We start from the raw sequence: 22,300 nt of genomic DNA on the forward strand, positions 1-22,300 counted from the left end.
CCCTACCGGCTTCAAAGTGTCATAAACTCACACAGTTTCACATTTGCAGCCCGTAAATTTTGCGTTAAGTAGCAAGAAGCGTGTCCAATCGGCGTGCACCGGGGTCTACTTTTCTCTTAACCCCCGGTTTTTCGGCCGTCCCGCACGAGCCCCGCACGAGTCCGGCACGAGTCCGGCACTACACCATCCACCAGCTCGCCTGCAGCCGCACGCATCAGCCTCGCTAATCACACCCTCATTTCGCCAACCAAGCACAGGCAGCTACAACGATTGCTTCTGCGCCCCGGTCAAGAGTGGGTTGGAGGTCCGGGGCGAAAGCTGGGTTATGGTTGCCAACGGCGCTGCTCTCATCCGCGAAGCCGCCGAGCCCCCAGTATGTATATGGCACTCCAAGCGCATCGGGGATGATTGAGAAATCTTCAGAGGCGGGCACTGCGTCCAAGTCGGAGACTTCTTCACCGAAGTACGCGTCGAATGCCTCACGCACAGTATTCGTGGCATCCCCGTCATTATTCGTGAGGGGATAGCGGTCGTAGTAAGTGAACTCCGGGTCTTGAGGGCTGCGGGCAGCAACGCATTCTGCTCGTACAATGCGCTCGATTGCCTCTTTGAGGTGTTCGGTCACTGCGCTGTTGTAGGCACGAGTGTTGATGAGCAGCTCTGCGGAGTCAGGGATGATGTTGGACTTAGTTCCCGCCTGAATCGCGCCAACGGTCACCACTGCGGTCTCGGTGGCTGCTACCTCACGCGAGACAATGGTCTGAAGACGCATCACAATGGTGGATGCCAAGACAACGGGATCGACACTGAGCTCCGGCATGGATCCATGGGAGCCATTACCGTACACAGTGACTTTGACCGAGAATGCAGAGGAGAGAACTGGCCCGCGGCGAGTGCCCACATAGCCGCCGGGCAAGCTAGCTAGTACGTGTTGACCGAGATAAACATGGGGACGCGGAATAGCCTTCTCCAGATCTGCCGCCAGCATTGCGCGTGCACCTTCGGCGGTTTCTTCAGCGGGTTGGAAGATACCGATGAATGTGCCAGACCACTGATCAAGGTTTTCGTTGAAAGCCTGCAGCGCTGTGAGCAAAGACATCAGGTGGAAGTCGTGCCCACAAGCGTGGGCGACGGGGACCTCTGTGCCGGTCTTTTCATCAATCTGCGTTGCTGTGGAGGCGTAGTCTTTGCCGGAAGTCTCCTTCACCGGTAGCGCATCAATGTCTGCGCGCATAGCTACAATCGGCCCGGCACCGTTCTCAATAATGGCAACGATGCCGGTGTCTCCGATGCGATGTGTGGAAATACCTGAAGCTTCGAGCTCCTGAATAATCCGGTCTGCAGTGCTGTGCTCCTGCATGGAAAGCTCAGGGTGCTGGTGGAAATATTTGTACAGTTCCTCGCGCTGGGATTGGGTGGACGCGAGACCATTCAAAATGTTTCTGGCGCTCTCAGTATTAGTGGGCATACCTAAAATGTACGCCGACCTAAAGCGGATGGTGGAGGCCCTGGAAGGCTTCCCGCCCCGCCCCAAATCTCTAAGAGCTGCCTACGTCGTCACAAAGAACTTCTGGTTTCGCTCGCCGCGGTAGGACTGGGCGGTTGCAGTTGCGGCGATGATAGAGGCAACGATCAGCAGGCCAGCTGTAATCAAACCGAGCACCGACGAGTCTCCGGAGCGTATCTGGGAAATCGTTCCGACCAGAGTCATTGATGCATTAATGACAAAAACTGCCGCCGCCACGGACAGCACCGTGCGCGCTGCAGTCGATCCTTCAAGGAGTTTGCCGGCAAGCCACCAGCACGCAATCGCCGTTGCCGTCTGCGCGATAATCGCGAACGCGAAGCTCACGGCCAAGCTGGTCTGAGCAGCAGAAATCTCGATGTTGTTGGCCTTTGCCGCTTCCGTAACAGTCGCGTCCCATTTCAATAGGGAACTGACCACGGTGAGGATTAGCGCTGGGACGTAAACATATACCGCCAGCCGCCACCACCGAAAGGACTGCGCTGCATGGAAAGGAACGTCTTTAGCCGAATTGACTGCCATAACTCCACACTCTAAACCACGCTGTCGCGGCGCGAAACGTCACTGCTAGGTTGAACTTATCGCTTGCCGACGAGCAGATGATCGGCAACCATCACAAAAGCTAACTTTTATACAGCGCTGGTGCGGTGCGGATCGGTGAAGTCGACACCTTGGGTTTCCCACACGCGACGCAGTTCGTCAACGCCCTTAGCGCGAGCAAGGGCAAATTCGTTGGTCGTGGCCGGGACCGGCTGGAACATCGTGACTTCGGTTTCCTCCACCGCGACCGGCGGGATTTCTGCCTTGAGCAGCACAAAACCGGTGAAGCGCGACTGATCCCACAGTGGCTGGCCGAAGTCGATTAGTGCCCCCTCGGTGAGGATGAGGCCTTCGATGCTTGGGGAAGCGGCAAGAATACCCAGCGGGCGGATGACTTCGTCCAGTCCACCACGAATAGGCAAGATGAGCTCGGCGCGCGGGCCAGAGTTAGTGTCCACCACCATTGCGGACGGATCCTGCATCGCCTCGGCACTGCAGCCCAGTGTTGCATAGGTGACAATCCGGTCTGTGTCAGGCCCGAAGCGCAGCATCTTCAGTGGCGCAGAGCCAAGGAAGGTCAGCTGGGCTTCGCCGGGGTTGGACTCTTCAAAATAGGAGGAAAATGCTGCTCGGACTGCTTTGATAATCGCATTGCTATCGGGGCCGGCGGGAGGAATGGGGCCGGTTAAGTTATCGAACACGGGCGGTACTCCTTTGTTGAGGTGGTCGTTCTAGGCCGCAGGCGAAAGCTCAACGGCATCAGCCCACGTCGCATCGAGGTTCAAAGTCCGCATCCACGCATCAATGTTGTCACCGTGTGCAGCGATTGCGGCGCGTGCAGTCAGTGTGGTCTCGATAGCGAACTCGGTGAGTTCATCGCTAATCAGCCCTTGAGTGTGGGCCGCGACGAGCTCGTCGACATCTTCAACTCGAATCTGTGTGGCCGCATCGACAGGTAGGGGAGCAATGGCCTCAGGATCGGTCGGTGCCTGCAGGATGTCGAGATACAAATCGGTCATACGCCAGCACTGCGGATCAGTCCGGTCGATGCTGACAATATCGACGTAGCGTTGGTGTTCCACCTTCACGCCCGGGCGGAAGTGATAAATGCTGATGCGCAACCCTTCGTCGGCAAGCAGGAATGACTCAAGATATCCAAACTTTGGATGATCCATCCCACGGCGCATATAGAGGCGGCTGGGAGTGAGAGTTCGAAACTCGTCGACATTGCGCTGAAAGCCCTTGGGGTCGGTGTTGACCATTTCACGTAGGTCAAAGGTCTCGACCTTCGGAGGATGTGTGTCCTGACTCGAGCGAATCGGGGAGAGTGCAGGAGCTGCCGCGGTCGAAGCCGAAGTGGCCGGTGAAGTGGACATGCGAATACCTTAACGTGTGGGGGCTGCCTTTTTGGGCATAGAAAAGCCCTTTCTGCATACGTGATGCAAAAAGGGCTAGGGGAGAACTAGAAAAACTTAGTTCAGGCCGACCGGGAAGACACCGGCGGTCGGGGTGTAGCTGCAGTTGGTCGGACCAGGCTCTTCCTGAGTGGTGATACCGCCCTGCATGACAGCGATGACCACGCCCTTGCCCGTGTCAGCGGTGCCGTTGACAGCGCCCGGGCCCTCCTCGGCGTTGATGCCGTTGTTCTCCAGGGTGGTCTTGCCGTACTTGCCGTTAGCAACGTTGACCCAGTAGACATTCATCTCTGTGTCCTGCTGCTTAGCCAGCTGCTTGGTGCCCAGGCCAGTGAAGATGAAGCCAAGCTGGTTCTCCGGAACGCCAGGCAGAGGCAGGTCTGCCGGGCCCGGAACGGTAGTGGCCAGGCCGAAGGAACGACCTTCGCCACCGATGCACTTGTCAGCCACGGTCGGCAGCAGGAACTGGTTGGTCTTCGGGGCACCTTCCGGAACCTTGAAGCCCGGCTCGCCCTCGCCCTCACCAGTCAGGAAGTCAATTCCCTTGTTCAGTGCGCTGGAAATTTCCTCAGGAACGCCTGGGGAGTTAATGATGTCGCGCGCGTTGCCGTAGAGATTCGGCGAAGCGATGTTCAGGGAGTCCAGCGACGGGGAAGCAGAAGCGGCGGGAGTCATGCCCGCAGTGAGAATTGCAGCTGCACCCAAGGTCGCTGCGGCACGGCGCAGGAAGGAGCGTCCAGTCGAAACCACGGTGAAGAACCTCTCATTCGTGGGCTATTGGAGTCGGAATCAAAATTTCGGAATCGTTGCTCATCTTAGAACGACTCCAACGTGAAATGGAAAGATTTGAAAAAGAAATGTTCAGAATCTTCTCAGGGGATTAACGCACGGATTCCCGCGTGTCGCAAGTTAATTAGAGTGATTTTTGGTGTAGAACGAGATGATTGTGAAAATTGGGACTTCATGTATGCGTGTGGGGTTAATGGTGTTTCGCAGCGCGTAAGCGGGTGAAGTCAAGTCTCATCCCGTGGGGTTACAACTATGGCATTTGGTCACATGTGTCACATGGCGGGCTGAGAGATTGCCGTCGTGAAGCGTTGTGGCGTTGGCGGATATGCTGTTATGGCTGTCGGTAAAGCGGGGGTGCAGTAAGGGGGTAATTTATCCCTAAGGGTGGCGCGGCAGTGCCACTTTGCATGACGGATAGGTGCTCGGGGTTGTGAGAATCTCTGCCAGATGTGCAGGGCCATTAAGAAGGAGTACACTGTAGAACGCTTTATTACGCGTTGATGCGGGGCGTTAAGGCAGTCGTAAAGACAGTTCTTTAGAGCAAGGCCGTATCTTTTTCTTTTAGTCCTCTTAGCTTGTTAGGAGCTATCCGCCTGTGAGCGATACCGAGTTCCGTAATGTCGCCATTGTCGCACACGTCGACCATGGCAAGACCACTCTCGTGAACGCCATGCTGGAGCAGTCCGGCGTTTTCAGCGACCACGAAGAAGTTGCAGACCGAGTGATGGACTCTGGTGACCTTGAAAAGGAAAAGGGCATCACCATCTTGGCGAAGAACACCGCTATTCGCCGAAAAGGTGAGGGCAAGAACGGCGAAGACCTCATCATCAACGTCATTGACACCCCTGGTCACGCCGACTTTGGTGGCGAGGTGGAGCGCGCACTGTCCATGGTTGACGGCGTCGTGCTGTTGATCGACTCCTCTGAAGGTCCGCTGCCGCAGACCCGCTTCGTCCTGGGCAAGGCGCTTGCTGCCTGCATGCCGGTGATCATTGTCGTCAACAAGACTGACCGCCCAGATGCACGTATCGACGAGGTTGTCGAGGAAGCACAGGATCTGCTGCTCGAGCTAGCCTCCACCCTGGAAGACCCGGAAGCTGCAGAGGTCGCTGAGCGCAACCTTGAGCTGCCGGTTCTCTATGCCTCTGGTCGTGCCGGTAAGGCTTCGACCGAGAACCCGGGTAACGGCAACCTGCCGGAGTCCGAGAACCTGCAGCCGCTGTTCGACGTCATCACCGAGGTGCTCCCGGAGCCGTCCGCTGAGATCGATGCCCCGCTGCAGGCGCAGGTGACCAACCTGGACTCCAGCTCCTTCCTTGGTCGAATTGGTCTGATTCGTATCCACAAGGGCCGTATCCGCAAGGGACAGCAGATTTCGTGGATTCATTACGACTCCGAGGGCAATGAGCATGTCAAGAACGCGAAGGTCGCGGAGCTGCTGCGTACCGTCGGCGTGACCCGCGTACCTGCTGAAGAGGCCATTGCTGGTGACATCGCCGCTATCTCCGGTATCGACGAGGTCATGATCGGTGACTCTCTCTGTGATGCCGAGCATCCGGACCCGCTGCCGCGCATCCTGGTCGATGAGCCGGCTATTTCTATGACGATCGGCGTGAACACCTCGCCACTGGCAGGCCAGGGTGGTGGCGATAAGCTGACCGCTCGTATGGTCAAGGCCCGCCTGGACCAGGAGTTGATTGGTAACGTCTCGCTGCGCGTGCTGCCGACCGAGCGCCCGGATGCCTGGGAGGTGCAGGGCCGTGGTGAAATGGCGCTGTCCGTTCTGGTTGAAACTATGCGTCGTGAGGGCTTTGAGCTGACCGTCGGTAAGCCGCAGGTTGTTACCAAGACCGTCGACGGCAAGGTTCAGGAGCCGTACGAGCACCTGACGATCGACGTTCCAGAAGAGCACCTGGGCGCTGTCACTCAGCTGATGGCGGCTCGTAAGGGGCGCATGGAGCAGATGGGTAACCAGGGCACCGGCTGGGTGCGCATGGAGTTCCTTATTCCGTCCCGCGGTCTGATTGGCTTCCGTACCACTTTCATGACGGAGACCAAGGGCACCGGTATTGCCAACCACTACTCGGCCGGTTACGGCGAGTGGGCTGGTGAGATTAAGGACCGTCCGACAGGATCGTTGGTGGCTGACCGTACCGGCCAGATCACCGCTTACGCACTGATTCAGCTTTCTGACCGCGGCACCTTCTTCGTCGAGCCGGGTGACCAGGCTTACGAGGGCATGGTCGTTGGCCAGAATCCGCGTGATGAGGACATGGATATCAACATCACCAAGGAAAAGAAGCTGACCAATATGCGCGCAGCCTCGGCTGATGCGACCGTGACTCTGGAGAAGGCGCACAAGCTTTCCCTCGATGAGGCTATGGAGTTCTGTGGCGCTGACGAGTGCGTTGAGGTCACCCCGGAGGGCATTCGCGTACGCAAGCAGATCCTCAGCGCCACCGATCGCGCTCGCGCTCGTTCCCGCGCGAAGGCCATGAATAAGAAGTAATTCGGGTTGCTAGGGGACTGGGCCACCTGAAAACCAGTCTCGGGGTAACTGACTCGGTCAGGTGTCGAGTAATCTCGTGAATATGTTTATTCGCAGCCGTCGTCACGCAGCCTCTCGTCGATTTTTCGTAGCATCGACACTCTGCGTGACGGCGGCTTTGGCGTCTTCGTGCATGGCTCGCCCGTCGGACGCTCCGACTGTGCCCGGGCAGCAGGAAGCGCCGGTGCAACAGGAAGACACCGCTGACCAAGCCAAAAAGATGCGTGAAGTCACGGTCGGTGTCGACGAGTTTGTCGAAGGTTTCAATCCGCATTTGCTTGCCGACGTCTCCCCGGTGACCAGCCTGGTAGCGCGACTGACACTGCCTAGTGTTTTTACCCCTGCGCCGGTTGAGGGCGAGGCTGGTGACGCCAGTGCCTCCGCGCAAGCTCCCGGAGTGGTGGATAACGCTGCCAATGCTCGCTCGGCAGGAGCTCCCCAATGGCTGCTCAACTCCGACTTGCTGGATTCCGTGCAGGTCATCGAGAGTGATGACAGCAAAGACGGTGACGCCAGAAACGGAGCTGGAAACGGAAAAGCGGCCGATGTTGACATCACGGATCCGACGGTAGCGGCAGAGCATGTCCGCTACCGCATTCGAAAAGGGGCGCAGTGGAGCGATGGCACGCCAATCAGTGGCGAGGACTTCCGCTACCTATTTTCCCAAGTCACGTCCACGCCAGGATCGCTGGATACGGCGACTTATGAGCTGATTAAATCCATTGATGTCTCCGATGGTGGCCGTCAGATTGACGTGACGTTCACTCAGCCGATTACGCATTGGCAGCGCCTGTTTGCACATCTCTTGCCAGCGCATTTGATGCGGTCGAACACTGATGGTTTTTCCGAAGGGCTGGCCAGCCGTTTCCCGGCCTCCGGTGGGCAGTACACCGTCGAGTCGATGGATGTCGGCCGCAACATCATTCGACTGGTTCGAAATGACCGCTACTGGGGTGAGCAGCCAGCAGCCTCGGAGGTTATTACGCTGCGTGCCATGCGTAGTGCCATCGATGGTGCGGAGCAACTGCGGTCGAGGCAGATCCAGGCCGTGCAGGTCCGTCCGACGGAGACCTCTGAGCTGACGTACGGTCTGGTCCCCGGTGTTGCTGAGTTCTTCCATGAGCCCAACCGGGAACTGGTTTTCAGTACCAACCTCGCGTCGAGCAGGCTTGCCGACGAGTCCGTCCGCCGGGCCATTCTGCGCACCATCAACGTTGCACAGGTCTCAGAGGTGGCCACCGGACGCCGAATTGCAGGTGGTTCTGGTGACGGTGGTGACCAGGAGCAATCCGAGGCACCACAGGCCGGTTTTACTGAGGACAATCCGCTACGAATTGGCATCATTAGCGACGGTATAGCGGCACGCGCCGCGGCTTTTGCGGTCGCTGACCAGTTGACTGCAACTGGTATCCCCGCCACCGTTGTTTCGTATTCTCCGGCGGACATGCTGCGGTCTTCGTTGCCCTACGGAACTGTCGATGCCGTGGTGGCATGGGCAGAGCAGCCCAATTCCGTCCAGGCGGCCCGGGAACGCTATGCGTGTACGGAAGGCTCGGTGAGTTCGCTACCGCCGAAGGACCTGGACGAAGCAGGCGCAGAGTCGGCTGCCGAGTCTGAGTCAGAGGCCGAGTCTGAGTCTGAGGGCGTTGACAGTTCGACGAAGCCTGCGCCAAGCGGAGATCGGGAAAAGAGTGCTGAAGAACAGAGCTCGCTGGACGGGACAACATCGTCTGAGCAGTCCACATCTTCTACCTCAGCGGAACCGGCTGATCTCAGCGAAGTACCTGTCGCTCCGAAATCGGCTGCTCGGAGCGAGAATCTTTCCGGCCTTTGTGACCCGCAGGTTGATGAGCTGCTCGCTCCCGACAGTTCTGCGTTGCCCGCTGAACTTGCCGATATCATTGCTGGTCACAGTATCGAGCTGACCTTGGTGAAAGACGGCTTGCTGACGGTCGTCAGCCCGGAAATTACAATTACCGGACGGAAGGACTCTTCGCAGTGGACTGATGACCCAGTGTTGGGCCGCCTCGGTGTTCTGGGCGAGGTTCGCCGAGTCGCGACGCAAAGCGGGACTCGAGAATCGTCGGAGAATTCTCAACCGGGAGATAGTCCGCGCGAAGATACTGAGCAGGACGGTTCGGGTCAGAACCAAGAAGTCCGCGATAACGCCGACCAGGAGAACAAGGGGAAGTAAGAAAGCCCGTGAAGTTACTTTTTGTTCACGCACATCCAGATGACGAGTCCATTTGGACAGGTGGTTTGATTGCGGCTGCCGCGCGCTCCGGAGCGTCGGTAAGCGTAGTGACCTGCACGATGGGCGAGCTGGGAGAGGTCATCGGCGCGCCGTACCAAGGGCTAGTTGCTGATGAAGCTGACCAGTTGGGCGGTTTCCGCGTCGCCGAGTTGCGCTCGGCGCTGCGTGCGCTGGGGGCCAATGGCCCAGACAATGCGCCACGTTTCCTCGGTGGTGCCGGGCGTTGGCGTGATTCCGGTATGGCAGGGGACAAGGGCAATGAGCATCCCCGTGCGTTCATGAACTCAGGTGATGAGGCGGTCGCCCAGCTTCGCACCATCCTCGATGAGCTGCAGCCAGATGTGGTCATTACTTACGATGCCGATGGTGGCTATGGGCACCCGGACCACATTCGCGCGCACGATATCACTGTCGCGGCGTGCGGAAATCGCTTTCCGACGCTGTGGGCGGTCACCGATCGTGAGGCAATGGTGGCGGGGCTGGATGCCATTACCGTGGTGCCGGAGACCTGGCAGGCGTGCGATGTCGACGACTTCGCTACCGTGACCGGCCATTTCGAGGTTCAGCTGGATGACGGCGCTGTGGCTGCCAAGGTTGAGGCCATGCGCGCGCATGCGACACAAGTGTGGTTCGCCGATGGTTCCGTCAGTGAGGTCAATCCAGATGCTGTCTATGGGCAGACCGACGGCTCTGGTCATGCGCGAGCCGTCTGGGCGTTTTCCAATTTGCTGTGTCAGCCGGTGACGCCGACTGAGGCATACCGTTTTGGTACGGCGACTGCTGCGTCCCTGGAAGAGCTGGGGGAACTGGTGAATGTCCGATTGCTGCAGGACCCGGCAGCAAGTGCCGGCTCAGTGCCGAGCGCGGACCTGGCAGTGGAGGGGAGCGCGGACGATGAGTAACCCTCAGCCTCACGAAAGCGAAGACTTGATTAACGCTGCTGGCGGAAAGTTGAAGAACGAGCGCTTGAGTATTGAAAAGCGCACATTCGGGGATGAGCGCTATTGGGGGAATCCGGAACGTTCGCAGCCGCGCGAGAATTTCCATCAGGGCGAGGTCACGGTAGCGCTGGTCTGGCTGTCGCTGGCTGCGTTGGCAGCGTTGGTGATTGAAGTAGTTTTCCTCGGAGCGTGGATTACCATCGGCTCGGTTGCTATTCCGTTGCCGTGGACCATTCCGCTGGCCTATATTGCCAATCTGATCATTACCAACACAGCGTTGCTGTGGACTCGTGATCGCTCCAAAGCTGCAATTCCGACTGTCATCTGGGTGCTGGGTTTTGCAGGCATTCTGCTGTGGGCAGTGCTGCCCTTCGGTGGTGATTTGGCAATGGGGCAGTGGTTGCGAACAGTGCTGCTGCTTGTTTGCGGTGTGCTGGGCGGTGCCTGGCCACTGCGCCATCTGCGGGCACTCTAGCGAAAACTGCAGCGGATACTGCAGGAGACGGTGAGGAATTGATGCAGGGCAGGCCCGCATCAATGTGGCCCTTTCTGGAGCCAGTTGATAACAACACCCACGTTGGGTGTAGACTCCAATCTGAATATACCGCTCTGTCTATTTTGCTCTGTTTCTCGTCGGAACGGCATAATCGACAGATAGCGAAAGCCTCATCCCATATCTTGTGAGAAAGGTTCTTAAACCTAAAACCATGACTTACATCATTGCCCAGCCATGTGTTGACGTCCTCGACCGTGCCTGTGTTGAAGAGTGCCCGGTTGACTGTATTTACGAGGGCAAGCGCATGCTCTACATTCATCCTGATGAGTGCGTGGACTGCGGCGCTTGTGAACCGGTCTGCCCAGTCGAGGCCATCTTCTACGAGGACGATGTTCCGGATGAGTGGGTTGAATTCATCGATGCCAATGTCGACTGGTTCGATGAGCTGGGTTCCCCGGGCGGTGCCGCCAAGCTCGGCCCCCAGGACTTCGATGTGCCATTCGTGGCAGCTCTGCCGCCGCAGGCAGAAGACTAGAACCACAGAGGATTAAACCTATTTCTTTTCCCGGGAAGGACTTCATCACCGCCCATGTCAGCTGCCCGCAAGCGCGTAACTCCCGGTTCTCTTTTGCCTCAGTTTCCGTGGGATTCTCTCACGCAGGCGAAAGCCACTGCGGCTGCGCATGAAGAGGGCATGGTGAATCTCTCGGTCGGCACACCGGTCGATGAAGTCGCTCCGATAATCCGGCAGGGCCTTTCCGAAGGCGCTGCCGCGCCGGGCTACCCTCAGACCGTCGGCACGCCTGAGCTACGCGCGGCGATTGTTGCAGCGATGGCGCGGCGCTACGGCGTGACGGGACTGGAGTCAGCGGTCAACGGTGGCAATGTGCTTCCGGTCGTTGGCACCAAGGAAGCGATTGGCTGGCTGCCCTTTCTTCTCGGCGTAGGCGCGGGGCACACCGTCGTCATCCCCGAGCTGGCATATCCCACCTACGAGGTCGGCGTCCGTATCGCAGGCGCTGAGCTGCTGCGTGCCGACTCGCTGACGCAAATCGGTCCCGCCTCGCCGACGCTGATGTTCATCAATTCCCCGGGCAACCCCAACGGCAAGGTCCTCGGTGTTGAACACCTGCGCAAGGTGGTTGAGTGGGCGCGTTCTCGGGACGTCATTGTTGCCTCTGATGAGTGCTATCTGGGGCTCGGCTGGACTGAACAGCCAGTCAGTATTCTCGACCCGCGAGTGTGCGACGGTGATTTCACCAACCTGCTGGCTATCCACTCGCTGTCGAAGACGTCGAACATGGCGTCGTACCGCACCGGCTGGTTCGCCGGCGACGCGGACCTCATTGCCGAGCTGGTTTCCGTGCGCCGTCACATGGGGCTGATGATGCCGGGGCCCATCCAGCACGCCACGATCGCCGCGCTTAACGACGACTCCCACGAGGCCGAACAAAAGCAGCGCTACTGTGACCGTCGTGAAATTCTGCGCGATGCTCTGGTAGCCGCAGGTTTTCGTATCGACGACTCCGAGGGCGGGCTCTATCTGTGGGCTACTCGCGGGGAAGACTGCTGGCAGACGGTTGATTGGCTGGCCGAACGTGGCATCCTGGTCGCACCGGGTAGCTTCTACGGCCCCAAGGGTGCGCAGCACGTGCGGGTGGGGCTCACAGCGACGCTCAACGACATCGAAGTGGCGGCGGCGCGTATTCGCGGCTAGCCCGGCCAGATGTGCTGGCCCGAGTAGGCCCAATGCTGCAAACGGTGCCGACATCGGCATAGACCAAATCATGAAAAAGGGAGTGTGCCGTGGGACGTGCCGCAGGTAACCGAGATGCTTGGTGGGGCCTTGAGAAGAACCGTCAGACAGCGCAAGTCGATGCTGCCGCTCACGAGCGCGAGGAGTACATCCCCTTTGAGCCGGCAATTGTGGCCGACACCGATGAGTTTCTGGTCGTAGACAAGCCGCCTTTTCTGCCCGCAACCCCCAATGGCCGCATCGTGGCCAATACCGTGCAGGAGCGACTGCGACGTAGTCTCGGGGAACCGGAGATCGTGGCCGTTCACCGCCTGGATCTTCTGACCAGTGGGCTGCTGTTGCTTTCGCGGAATCCGGCTACCCGTGCGCGCTACCAGCAGCTTTTCCAAAACCAGGAAATCACCAAAGAATACGAATGCCTCACCGTGATGCCCGATGATTGGCATGTGGGGGAAACCCGAGACGTCACACTCCTGCTCGATCCCAACCCTGCGGGGCGCGGAGTAAAAGTCGTGGAGACCGACCATTCCGCTCGCGCTGCCGCGAAGAATCCCAAGTTCAAGCTCGCACGCACAACCGTGACCTTCCTCGGCCCGGTAGCAGCGGACATCGGCGATGTGCTGGCGAGCAGCAGTGGCGGTAGCGGTGGTGTGACCAGCGCCAGCATTCCGCTGCACGCAGTCGGCTGTGGTTGTGGGCATTGCGGCAGCCGCATGCAGGTGGGGCACTGGCGGCTACAGCCCCATACGGGCCGCACGCATCAGCTGCGGGCGACGATGGACTGGCTAGGCTATCCGATCCTCGGTGAGGATACCTATGGCCGGGAAGCGGGGGCGCAGGGGCCGTCGGCAAGCGCGAGTGGCGTGCCAAAGTACACGCCGCAGTTGCGATTGACGGCGACCGCGCTGGCCTTTGTCGACCCCGTCACTGGTGAGCGACGTGCATACCGGAGCGCGCGGACTATCGCGGCCCCGGCAGACGTGCCGACCACCCCTTAGTTAGCGTGCAGCTCCGCGCTGAGCTTCACCTTTTCAGCAGCCCACGGCACAACCTCGACTGCACCAGAGAGCGAGTTGCGGCGGAAGAGCATATTCGATCCGCCCGAGAGCTCGCGGGCCTTGAGCGTCTTCTTCACACCGTCTAGGGCAACGAGGCACTTGGTGCCGGCAGTGATGTAGAGCCCGGCTTCGAGTACGCAGTCATCGCCGAGCGAGATTCCGAGTCCAGCGTTCGCACCGAGTAGGCATCGCTTGCCGACGGACACAACTTCCTTACCTCCACCGGATAGTGTGCCCATGATGGACGCACCACCGCCGATATCGGAGCCGTCGTCGACGACGACCCCCTGAGAGATACGGCCTTCCACCATGGAGTGTCCAAGCGTGCCTGCGTTGAAGTTGACGAAGCCCTCGTGCATGACTGTGGTGCCCTCTGCGAGATGGGCTCCAAGGCGCACGCGGTCAGCGTCACCGATGCGAACTCCGGTGGGAGTGACGTAGTCGACCATGCGGGGGAATTTATCGATGGAGTAGACGGTGACAGGCCCGCGGCGTGACAGCTTGGCTCGGGTTACCTCGAAGCCTTCGACAGCACAGGGGCCAAAATTCGTCCACACCACATTGTTGAGCTTGCCGAAGATGCCGTCCAGGTTGATGCTGTTGGGGGTGGCCAGGCGGTGGGACAGCAGATGGAGACGCAGGTAGGCATCGATGGTGTCGACTGGTGCGTCTTCGAGTGAAGCGATGGTAGCTGTGACCAGACGGCGTGTGGTGCCACGGTCCGCATCGGCTACGGCCAGGTCTGCGAGGTAGGTGAAATCTTCGGGCAGCGCGTCGGCGTCGATGGTTCCGGTCGTGGTGGAGGTTGCCACGCCCTCTTCGATGAGCTTGGGGGCGGGGAACCAGACGTCGAGAACAGTATCGTTGTTAAAAGTGGCAATGCCGGTAGCTTGTGCTCCAAATTTCATGGAAAACAGGCTACCGGCATATCCCTATCTATGAAAAGTGTTCCGCAAATGTGTAGCAAGGAAATGTTCGGATAGGGGTAGCAGGGTGGTTAGGCCCTGCAGTCAGTTGCTAACGGCTAGTTGCTATCGCTGGACTCGAGAGCCTCGCGGGCCGCGGTGCGGCTCTTCTTAGTCAGTGCAGCGAGCACCGCGAGGAACGCAGTGACACACACAACGGCGATAACCTGCTGGCGAGCACCAGAATCGGTGAGCATGCCAACAGCGAGGCCCAGAATCAGGATGACCGCTACCCAGGACAGTGCCGGGTAGGCCCACATGCGAACGGAAAGCTCGTTGTTGGCCTCCATCTGCGGGCGCAGCTTAATCTCGGACAGAGCGATGACCAGCCAGATCACCAGCAAGCAGCCGCCGACAGCGTTTAGCAGGAAGACCAGGACGCTCGAGCCGTCGAAGACAACCTGCAGACCGACGGAGACGAAGGCGAAGACCATCGACATGATGACCGCACGGTTCGGAACTGCGCCTTCATTGGTGTGGGCGAAGAAGCGCGGTGCCTCACCGCGGGTGGACATCGAGTAGACCAGGCGAGAGGTTGCGTAAATCTGAGCGTTGAACGCGGACAGCAGTGCCAGAACGATAATGGCCTCCATGAAGCCAACGGCACCCGGAATGTTCGCCTGCTTCAGAACCTGGGTGAACGGCGACTCAGCTGCGGAGTCAGCGCCGTCAATCTGGGAGTACGGCAACAGCAGGATGATGACGGTCACGCAGCCCAGGTAGAACACAGAGATGCGGAAGATTACCGAGCGGACAGCAGCAGCGATGGAACGCTGCGGATCTTCAGCCTCAGCAGCGGCAATTGTGACAATCTCGATACCGCCGAAGGCGAAGGCCACGGCCAACAGACCAGCGGCAATGCCGGACACGCCATTCGGGAGGAATCCGGACTCGGCAATATGCGTCGTACCGACGAAGCTGGTGCCTGGCAGCAGACCGAAGAAAAGAAGAACGCCAATGACCAGGAACGCGATAATCACCGCGACCTTGATGAACGCGAACCAGAACTCGAACTCGCCGAAACCGCGCACATTCGCCAAATTCACTACAGCGAAGAAGACAACACAGATCAGGCCTGGAATCCAGCCCGGAATACCGAACCACGCACCCATGATGGCACCGGCACCGGTAATTTCAGCGCCGAGCACCATGATGAGCATGAACCAGTAGAGCCAGCCGAGGACAAAGCCAGCCGAGGAACCAAAGGCCATCTCGGCATAGGTGGAGAAGCTACCCGGTGTCGGGCGGGCAGCGGCCATCTCGCCGAGCATCTGCATGACGAGGACGACAATGAAGCCAGCGATGACATAGGAAACTAGAACACCCGGGCCAGCTGCCTTAATGCCGACGCCCGTACCAAGGAAAAGACCGGCACCGATTGCGGAGCCAAGACCCATCATGGTCAGGTGTCGAACCTGCAGCCCCTTGCCCAGCTGAGCTGTCTCGCCGGAGGTGGAGGTAATTTGCGATTCGGTCATGTCGCAAACATTACCTCGCTGATAACAGGGGCAATAACCGTATTACGGGTTTACCCCCATTCACCGTTTTGGGGTCAACTAATGTGCCTTCACGAGCACCGAAAGTAGGTTATCCGGCCAGCTCATCCGGCACGTCGGCAAGCTGAGCGAAAGCAGCGGCACCTTCGTCATTGCCCGGGCGTTCCGTGCGGCGGACGCACACCGCCGAGTGGTCCGGGTGATGGTAGAAGTGCATGTTGTCGCGGCCCGAAATTTCCCATGCCTGAATACGGCGGTTCTCCGCGGGGACATCGATGGGCGTATCGGGGGCAATGAGGATGCTTCGGTCAATAATGCAGTCATTGCCGAGGCTGACGCCGACGGTGCCGGCCGCGATATCGATGTGGCAGCGCTCGCCAACCGTGAGCGGCTTACGCTGACCGGAATCGTCATGAGCGGCAATGATGGAGGCCGACAGTCCCACCTTCGTGTGCGCGCCAATGACGACACCGGAGGATAGACGTCCCTCAATCTTGCATGGGCCCAGAGTGCCCGAGTTCAGCGAGACAAATCCCTCGCGCAGTACGGACGTACCCGGTGCCAAGTAAGCGCCCAACCGCACGCGCTCGGCCTCTGCAATGCGCACACCGGCGGGCAGCACATAATCGACCATGCGCGGCATGCGGTCGATGGCGTAGACGTGAATCAGACCGCGGACGCGCAAGTGGGTGCGCAGTTGCTCGAAGTTGTCCGGCAGACATGGCCCCTTATTGGTCCACGCCACCACATGGAGTAGCTCGTAGAGCCCCTTGGTGTTTAGCTGGTGCGGCTTGACCAGGCGGTGGGAGAGCAAATGCAGGCGCAGGTAGGCATCGTGCGGGTCGACAGCAGGCTTGGACAAATCCTCAATGGACGTGCGCACTGCCACCTGCTCCACGCGGCGATCCTCGTCCAAAATCACCTGACGAAGCAACTGTGGGGTCAAATCAGCGGCGCCGAGCCGGTGAGTGCTCGATTCTACGACCTCATCGCTTAACTGAGGTGCGGGAAACCAAGTATCGAGAACTGTACCGTCCATTGCGATATTGGCGATTCCCGTAGCGACAGCACCAGATGTAATCATGATTCTTAATATTAGTATCCCTTAGAGGAATCTTCGCGGAAGGATGAACTATGCCCCTAGCTGGCCTTGAAAGCACACAGAAAATGAAGCAGTGGTTCTTAGTGAGCCTCATCATTGCTGTCAGTGTGCTCGGACTCGGCTTCGTCCTGGCCTTGCCGGTGGTCTTCTACGTGGGATTCGCACTGCTGAGTGCCTGGATTCTTGCCGTAGCCAGCTTCTTTGGTTTCGTTCTGCCGCCGCGAGCAATGCCAATTGGCGCAGTCGGTGTGGCTATCGCCGCAGTGGTTGCGCTCATTGCGCCGAACCGTCTTGTGCTGGTTATCGCAGTTACCATCGCGGTGGGGCTCGGCGGTGGCATGATTGCCCGCCTTTTGCTGGAGCGCAAGAACCGCGATCAGCAGGCACGCATCGATGCCCTGCCGATGTGGGAGCGCGATGAGCTGGGCGATGTCGCCGAAACGCTTCGTCCTGCTTATCGACGAGACATCGATCCCACCCCAGTGCAGCTGCCACATGCAACGGCCAAGATTGTCGCGGCCGTCTGTAAGCCGCTGGCCGGTTCTACGGTGATTGTCAGCACGAATGAGCTGCGTCCGGTAATTGCGGTCTATGGCTCCCGTGTAGCTGTGGTCTATGGTCCCGGCGCGGGCGTTGTCGAGGAGGATGGCGGAAACGGAGAGGCGACCGATTCTGCAGGGGAGGAGCGGGCGCTGGGGTCGTCGGCAAGCGAAACTCCGGAGGCAATCATTGCCCAAACTCTCCCGGAAGGAGCGAAAACCCTGGTCTTTGAGGTGGCTGATGGGCTCAAGCGCCCGGCGGAGGGGAGAATTGGTGTGACCTCCGCCGAACCGCATGAGCTGGCGCTGTTCCTCGGCGGTGGCGCGCCCGCCAATGGAGATGCGATCAATGGTCGTGCGGCGCATATTCATCACAAAATTCTGGTTTCGCTGGCGCACAATGGTTTGTACGCTTAATTGATGTGAAATCGAAGTTAAATCTGCTCCAAGATCCTGTAGACCTCACGGCGGCACTGGTGGACATCGAATCGGTGTCCCACAATGAGACCGCGATAGCGGATGCCGTCGAGGCGGCATTGCGTGAGGTCGCGCAGGCAGATGAGTCGATTGAGGTCCTGCGCATTGACAACAACGTGATTGCGCGGACCCATCGGGGGTTGCCGCAGCGCGTGATTTTGGCAGGACACCTGGATACGGTGCCGACTGCGGACAATGTGCCCTCGACGCGTGGGGTAGACGCGCAGGGGCGAGACACACTGTTTGGGTGTGGAACTGTGGACATGAAAAGCGGTGACGCGGTCTACCTGCATGCTTTTGCGACGCTGGCGGCAAGCCAGGAGTTGCAGCGCGATCTGACGCTCATCATGTACGAATGCGAAGAAATCGCCGCGGAGTTCAACGGGTTGCGGCACTTGAGTGAGTCGCATCCGGAGCTCCTGGCTGGCGATGTCGCTTTGCTGGGCGAGCCCAGCGGCAATGTCATCGAAGCCGGCTGCCAGGGCTCTATTCGCCTGCGTCTGACCGCGCACGGCACACGTGCACACTCGGCTCGGGCGTGGCTCGGCGACAACGCCGTGCACAAGTTAGCACCGGTGCTGTCACGCATTGCCGCCTATGAACCGCAGACCGTGGATATCGACGGCTTGGCCTACCGCGAAGGGCTCAACGTCGTCTGGCTGGAGGCCGGGGTTGCCACCAATACGCTTCCCGACGAGGCGGTGCTGCGAGTCAACTTCCGATTCGCGCCCAACCGCAGCGCCGATGAGGCCATGGCACACTTCCGCGAGGTGCTGGGACTCGACGAGTTTGCGGCCGAGGACCTCACCGTCGATGTCGAGGATGTGAGCCCTGGGGCACTACCGGGACTGCATGCGGCTGCTGCGAAGGAGTTGGTTGCGGTCGCAGGCGACGTCGTAAAGCCCAAGTTTGGGTGGACCGATGTGGCGCGTTTTTCCGCGCTCGGCATTCCTGCAGTGAACTTTGGCCCGGGTGATCCGGCGTACTGCCACAAGAAGGATGAGCAGATTCCGGTCGAGTGCATTACGGCACTGTGGGAGGACCTGCGGCGGTACTTGACCACCGCGCCGGTGGCTGGGTGAGCCTAGAATCACACCCTGCCCTCGCTGAGCGGGTGCGCGTATGTCATTGCTGGCATACATTGTGAGGTTATGAAACCTGTACGTACTCCGTCCCCAGCTAAGCGCCGTGCACTCCGCGGCCCAATCGCGATTCGACAGGCGGGCGAACCGCAGGCGTCTACGACCGACCGCAGGCTGTTGTCACACAATCCGAACACGGACTGGCTGCACAACGACACCTGGCGTGTGCTGCGCATTCAATCGGAATTCGTTGACGGCTTTGGTGCGTTGGCGGAGATTCCGCCGGCGGTGACGGTGTATGGTTCGGCGCGCTTGCCGGAGGACAGCCCGTACTACCAGTGGGGCTTCGACCTGGGCAAGGCGCTGGCGGAGGCGGGTTACGCGACCATCACTGGCGGCGGCCCGGGCATCATGGAAGCCGCCAACCGCGGCTGTTACGACGCCGACGGCCTGTCCATTGGGCTGGGCATTGAGCTGCCGCACGAGCAGCACTTGAATGACTGGGTCGACCTGGGCATGAACTTCCGCTACTTCTTCGTGCGCAAGACCATGTTCCTGAAGTACTCGCAGGCGTTTATTTGTCTTCCGGGTGGTTTCGGCACGCTCGATGAACTCTTTGAGTCACTGGTGATGGTGCAGACCGAGAAGGTGGAAAATCACCCAATCGTGCTGCTGGGCACTGAGTTCTGGTCGGGGCTGGTCGATTGGATGCGCGAGAAACTCGTGGCCATGGAGCTGATTTCTCCGACTGATATGGACCTTTTCCTGGTCACCGACTCCATTGAAGAAGCGGTCGAGTACATCGAGGCCGCGCACGAAAAGTTGATGGAAGAGTGTGAGCCGACCTCTGACGTTCCCGAAAAGCTCCGCCGAGTCCGTCGCTTCAGCGAGAGGTAAGACGCTGTGCGGAGTTTTTATCAGGACTCCGCGGTGTCGACGGTGATGGCCATCGTCAATCGCACCCCGGATTCCTTCTATGACCGTGGCGCAACGGCTGCGGAGGAGGTCGCGCTTGCTCGCGTCGACGAAGTTGTTGCGGCAGGCGCAGGCATTGTCGATATTGGCGGTGTCAAGGCTGGTATCGGTGCGGAAGTAACTGTTGCCGAGGAGATCGAGCGCGTGGTGCCGACCATCGCGAAGGTTCGCGAACGCTATCCTGACCTGCACATTAGCGTCGACACCTGGCGCGCCGAAGTCGGGGAAGCCGCCATCAAAGCTGGCGCCAACCTCATCAACGACACTTGGGCAGGCCATGACCCGGAGCTGCTGGAAGTCGCTGGCGCCCACGGGATGGGTTACGTCTGCTCGCACACCGGTGGAGCACTGCCACGCACCAATCCGGTTCGCGTGCGTTACGACGACGTCGTGGACGATGTCATCTCAGAAACCGGCAAGCTCGCCCAGAGGGCAGTGGACGCTGGCGTGCCGGAGGACCGCATCCTCATCGATCCCACCCACGACTTTGGTAAGAACACCTACCACGGCCTCGAGCTTCTGCGGCGCTGCAATGAGCTCGTGGCTACAGGCTGGCCGGTGCTCATGGCGCTGTCGAATAAGGACTTCGTCGGTGAGACTTTGGACCGCCCGGTCGAGCAGCGTGTGCCCGGCACCTTGGCTGCGACCGCCCATGCGGCAGCTGCCGGTGTTGCGGTGTTCCGTTCGCATCAGGTGTCCGAAACTCTTGATGTTTGCCGTATGACTCTGGCTATTTCCGGTGATTTTGCGCCACTGCATCCGGTGCGTGGGCTGGTGTAAGGGGCGTAGTTTGAGGCGCTCCACCCATGCCGCTGCGTGAAACAAAGGACTATGATGAAGAGAAGTAGTCGAAAATGCCGACAGGGATTCTAAACCGGGATCTTGAGCCGGGGTCGTAGACCGAGGTCTTGAACCGGGATTGTCAATCTCCTGGCTACCACAGCCGAGCTGGGGTGGCTGGTCGTCTCCTGCATCGACATTGTCTTAGAACGAAGGAGTTCACATGGCAGCAATGAAGCCGCGTACCGGTGATGGTCCGCTGGAGGCAGTTAAAGAGGGCAAGAAGATTGTAATGCGCGTCCCCGCAGATGGTGGTGGGCGCCTGGTGGTGGAACTGTCCCCGGAGGAAGCCAAGGAGCTCGGTGCAGAGCTTGTAGCAGTAGTGGAGTAGCAGAGTAGTGGGGTAGTGGCCGGGCCTGTCCGGTTTTGACCCAGCGGCGACCTACACCACTGGTGTAGGTCGCCTTTTCTTCTTCAGGTGATAACGGCTCGAATGAGGGTTTATGAACAAAAAGTACGGGCTGCAAATGTGAAACTGTGCGAGTTTATGACACTTTCAAGCCAGTTTTCGGGCAATTTTTGTCATAAACGTAGTCAGTAACTCGCATTGGAGTTACTTGGCTGAGCTCGTCACGGGCTAAGATAGTGAAAATTATTTTTCTAGCTCAGTTTGAGGAGTGACCGACGTGCTAGCTGACATCATTGATGTGCTTGCTGACCCCATCGATGGCACTGATTTGAAGTTTGGTGATGCCGAACGAATGACTCTGAAGTCCGAATCCGGACATAGCTATGATGTCGCCCGCCAGGGTTACGTTACGCTCGCCGGTGGGGCTGGTCTGCGCTACACCGGCGATGACGCCAAGATGATTACCGCCCGCGAGGAGTTCCTCTCTGGTGGCCACTATGCTCCATTCGTTGAGGCAGTTACAGGCAACGTCCAGGACGTGCTTGACGACGCCAACGTGTCCGAGGCCGCCAGCCCAGTCATCTGCGAAGTCGGTGCGGGCACTGGTTACTACCTCGCACACACGCTGGACAGCATTCCCAATTCCCGTGGCGTAGGCATTGATGTGTCTGTGCCGGCCGCCAAGCACCTGGCCAAGAGCCACCCGCGCCTCGGCGCCGTTGTAGCCGATGCGTGGGCGCGTCTGCCGCTGCGTGATGGCTCCATCGATGCGCTTACAGTCGTCTTCGCACCTCGCAACGCGGAGGAGTTCGCTCGCGTGCTCAAGCCGGGCGGCCAGGTTGTGGTTCTGACTGCCACCACTGGTCACTTGGGTGAGCTTCGTGAGCCACTGGGCATCATTGATGTCGAGCGCGGCAAGGTCGAGCGCATGATTTCCCAGGCAGAGGGGCACCTCGTGCCTGTTGGCGACCCGGAGCTGGTGGAGTTCGGTATGAACCTCAACCAGGGTGCAATCGCCGCGCAGATCGGTATGAGCCCGTCGGCACGCCATATTCATCCGGAGGTGCTGCAGGAACGCATTGCGGCGCTACCTGCAGAGATGCACGTCACCGCCCGTGCCTACGTCACTCGTCTTGGCCGCCCGGGAGACTAG

General features: G+C 59.3%; 21 protein-coding genes. 13 read left to right on the forward strand and 8 right to left on the reverse strand.

Annotated features, from left to right (window positions below):
* Positions 1–235: 235 nt before the first annotated feature.
* The 5 genes from CRD20_RS08915 to CRD20_RS08935 form a co-directional block, all read right to left on the reverse strand.
* A complete protein-coding gene (locus tag CRD20_RS08915; protein WP_042388568.1) occupies positions 236–1,468 on the reverse strand; it encodes an amidohydrolase in 1,233 nt (410 codons plus the stop codon).
* A gap of 81 nt (positions 1,469–1,549) precedes the next feature.
* Positions 1,550–2,047, reverse strand: coding sequence for a hypothetical protein (locus CRD20_RS08920; RefSeq protein WP_016422385.1), 498 nt, complete (start codon positions 2,045–2,047; stop codon positions 1,550–1,552).
* A gap of 107 nt (positions 2,048–2,154) precedes the next feature.
* Positions 2,155–2,766, reverse strand: coding sequence for a suppressor of fused domain protein (locus CRD20_RS08925; protein WP_187405279.1), 612 nt, complete (start codon positions 2,764–2,766; stop codon positions 2,155–2,157).
* Between the two features lie 30 nt (positions 2,767–2,796).
* Positions 2,797–3,441 (reverse strand): DUF402 domain-containing protein, encoded by a 645-nt coding sequence (locus CRD20_RS08930; protein ID WP_187405280.1) that lies wholly within the window; start codon positions 3,439–3,441, stop codon positions 2,797–2,799.
* A gap of 96 nt (positions 3,442–3,537) precedes the next feature.
* A complete protein-coding gene (locus tag CRD20_RS08935; RefSeq protein ID WP_016422388.1) occupies positions 3,538–4,230 on the reverse strand; it encodes a hypothetical protein in 693 nt (230 codons plus the stop codon).
* A 634-nt stretch (positions 4,231–4,864) separates the two neighbouring features.
* Between CRD20_RS08935 and typA the strand changes: the two genes are divergently transcribed.
* The 7 genes from typA (at position 4,865) to CRD20_RS08970 (ending at position 13,262) form a co-directional block, all read left to right on the forward strand.
* Positions 4,865–6,778, forward strand: a complete 1,914-nt coding sequence (gene typA / locus CRD20_RS08940) for a translational GTPase TypA (protein WP_016422389.1) — start codon at positions 4,865–4,867, stop codon at positions 6,776–6,778.
* A gap of 82 nt (positions 6,779–6,860) precedes the next feature.
* Positions 6,861–9,011: an ABC transporter family substrate-binding protein gene (locus tag CRD20_RS08945; protein ID WP_070642234.1), complete on the forward strand. Its 2,151-nt coding sequence runs from the start codon at positions 6,861–6,863 to the stop codon at positions 9,009–9,011.
* An 8-nt stretch (positions 9,012–9,019) separates the two neighbouring features.
* Entirely contained in the window at positions 9,020–9,973 is a 954-nt protein-coding gene (mshB, locus tag CRD20_RS08950) for an N-acetyl-1-D-myo-inositol-2-amino-2-deoxy-alpha-D-glucopyranoside deacetylase (protein WP_149420931.1), read from the forward strand.
* Positions 9,966–10,487 carry a hypothetical protein gene (locus CRD20_RS08955; protein WP_049172726.1) on the forward strand — a complete coding sequence of 174 codons (522 nt, stop codon included), beginning with the start codon at positions 9,966–9,968 and terminating at the stop codon, positions 10,485–10,487. The genes mshB and CRD20_RS08955 overlap by 8 nt, the downstream gene beginning before the upstream one ends.
* Before the next feature lie 232 nt (positions 10,488–10,719).
* Positions 10,720–11,043 (forward strand): ferredoxin, encoded by a 324-nt coding sequence (gene fdxA / locus CRD20_RS08960; RefSeq protein WP_005509435.1) that lies wholly within the window; start codon positions 10,720–10,722, stop codon positions 11,041–11,043.
* A 54-nt stretch (positions 11,044–11,097) separates the two neighbouring features.
* Positions 11,098–12,225 (forward strand): succinyldiaminopimelate transaminase, encoded by a 1,128-nt coding sequence (dapC, locus tag CRD20_RS08965; RefSeq protein WP_187405281.1) that lies wholly within the window; start codon positions 11,098–11,100, stop codon positions 12,223–12,225.
* A gap of 89 nt (positions 12,226–12,314) precedes the next feature.
* Positions 12,315–13,262: a pseudouridine synthase gene (locus CRD20_RS08970; RefSeq protein WP_187405282.1), complete on the forward strand. Its 948-nt coding sequence runs from the start codon at positions 12,315–12,317 to the stop codon at positions 13,260–13,262.
* On the opposite strand, the gene dapD is transcribed toward CRD20_RS08970, so the two are convergent.
* From dapD to CRD20_RS08985, 3 genes are all read right to left on the reverse strand, one after another.
* Complete coding sequence (dapD, locus tag CRD20_RS08975) at positions 13,259–14,230, reverse strand: 2,3,4,5-tetrahydropyridine-2,6-dicarboxylate N-succinyltransferase (RefSeq protein ID WP_187404251.1); 972 nt, start codon at positions 14,228–14,230, stop codon at positions 13,259–13,261. The genes CRD20_RS08970 and dapD overlap by 4 nt on opposite strands.
* A 116-nt stretch (positions 14,231–14,346) precedes the next feature.
* Positions 14,347–15,750: an amino acid permease gene (locus CRD20_RS08980; RefSeq protein WP_172620259.1), complete on the reverse strand. Its 1,404-nt coding sequence runs from the start codon at positions 15,748–15,750 to the stop codon at positions 14,347–14,349.
* Positions 15,751–15,874: 124 nt separating this feature from the next.
* Positions 15,875–16,867, reverse strand: coding sequence for a succinyltransferase (locus CRD20_RS08985; protein ID WP_049193666.1), 993 nt, complete (start codon positions 16,865–16,867; stop codon positions 15,875–15,877).
* A gap of 83 nt (positions 16,868–16,950) precedes the next feature.
* Between CRD20_RS08985 and CRD20_RS08990 the strand changes: the two genes are divergently transcribed.
* From CRD20_RS08990 to CRD20_RS09015, 6 genes are all read left to right on the forward strand, one after another.
* Positions 16,951–17,841 (forward strand): hypothetical protein, encoded by an 891-nt coding sequence (locus CRD20_RS08990; RefSeq protein ID WP_255468809.1) that lies wholly within the window; start codon positions 16,951–16,953, stop codon positions 17,839–17,841.
* Positions 17,842–17,846: 5 nt separating this feature from the next.
* Entirely contained in the window at positions 17,847–18,983 is a 1,137-nt protein-coding gene (gene dapE, locus CRD20_RS08995) for a succinyl-diaminopimelate desuccinylase (RefSeq protein ID WP_187400438.1), read from the forward strand.
* Positions 18,984–19,052: 69 nt separating this feature from the next.
* Complete coding sequence (locus CRD20_RS09000) at positions 19,053–19,880, forward strand: TIGR00730 family Rossman fold protein (protein ID WP_048732866.1); 828 nt, start codon at positions 19,053–19,055, stop codon at positions 19,878–19,880.
* A 45-nt stretch (positions 19,881–19,925) separates the two neighbouring features.
* A complete protein-coding gene (gene folP / locus CRD20_RS09005) occupies positions 19,926–20,738 on the forward strand; it encodes a dihydropteroate synthase (protein WP_149420937.1) in 813 nt (270 codons plus the stop codon).
* Between the two features lie 223 nt (positions 20,739–20,961).
* Positions 20,962–21,129 (forward strand): DUF3117 domain-containing protein, encoded by a 168-nt coding sequence (locus CRD20_RS09010; RefSeq protein WP_005509573.1) that lies wholly within the window; start codon positions 20,962–20,964, stop codon positions 21,127–21,129.
* A gap of 295 nt (positions 21,130–21,424) precedes the next feature.
* Positions 21,425–22,300 (forward strand): methyltransferase domain-containing protein, encoded by an 876-nt coding sequence (locus tag CRD20_RS09015; RefSeq protein ID WP_048732862.1) that lies wholly within the window; start codon positions 21,425–21,427, stop codon positions 22,298–22,300.

It is taken from the genome of Corynebacterium sp. LK33 (genome assembly GCF_014334955.1).
GTDB lineage: Bacteria > Actinomycetota > Actinomycetes > Mycobacteriales > Mycobacteriaceae > Corynebacterium > Corynebacterium jeikeium_D.

What these genes read in the sequence shown, in the direction of transcription:
- CRD20_RS08915 (WP_042388568.1), bottom strand. Translation starts at nt 1,468, where the DNA reads ATGCCCACTAATACTGAGAGCGCCAGAAACATTTTGAATGGTCTCGCG.
- CRD20_RS08920 (WP_016422385.1), bottom strand. Translation starts at nt 2,047, where the DNA reads ATGGCAGTCAATTCGGCTAAAGACGTTCCTTTCCATGCAGCGCAGTCC.
- CRD20_RS08930 (WP_187405280.1), bottom strand. Translation starts at nt 3,441, where the DNA reads ATGTCCACTTCACCGGCCACTTCGGCTTCGACCGCGGCAGCTCCTGCA.
- CRD20_RS08945 (WP_070642234.1), top strand. Translation starts at nt 6,861, where the DNA reads ATGTTTATTCGCAGCCGTCGTCACGCAGCCTCTCGTCGATTTTTCGTA.
- CRD20_RS08955 (WP_049172726.1), top strand. Translation starts at nt 9,966, where the DNA reads ATGAGTAACCCTCAGCCTCACGAAAGCGAAGACTTGATTAACGCTGCT.
- fdxA (WP_005509435.1), top strand. Translation starts at nt 10,720, where the DNA reads ATGACTTACATCATTGCCCAGCCATGTGTTGACGTCCTCGACCGTGCC.
- dapC (WP_187405281.1), top strand. Translation starts at nt 11,098, where the DNA reads ATGTCAGCTGCCCGCAAGCGCGTAACTCCCGGTTCTCTTTTGCCTCAG.
- dapD (WP_187404251.1), bottom strand. Translation starts at nt 14,230, where the DNA reads ATGAAATTTGGAGCACAAGCTACCGGCATTGCCACTTTTAACAACGAT.
- CRD20_RS08985 (WP_049193666.1), bottom strand. Translation starts at nt 16,867, where the DNA reads ATGATTACATCTGGTGCTGTCGCTACGGGAATCGCCAATATCGCAATG.
- CRD20_RS08990 (WP_255468809.1), top strand. Translation starts at nt 16,951, where the DNA reads ATGAAGCAGTGGTTCTTAGTGAGCCTCATCATTGCTGTCAGTGTGCTC.
- CRD20_RS09000 (WP_048732866.1), top strand. Translation starts at nt 19,053, where the DNA reads ATGAAACCTGTACGTACTCCGTCCCCAGCTAAGCGCCGTGCACTCCGC.
- folP (WP_149420937.1), top strand. Translation starts at nt 19,926, where the DNA reads ATGGCCATCGTCAATCGCACCCCGGATTCCTTCTATGACCGTGGCGCA.
- CRD20_RS09010 (WP_005509573.1), top strand. Translation starts at nt 20,962, where the DNA reads ATGGCAGCAATGAAGCCGCGTACCGGTGATGGTCCGCTGGAGGCAGTT.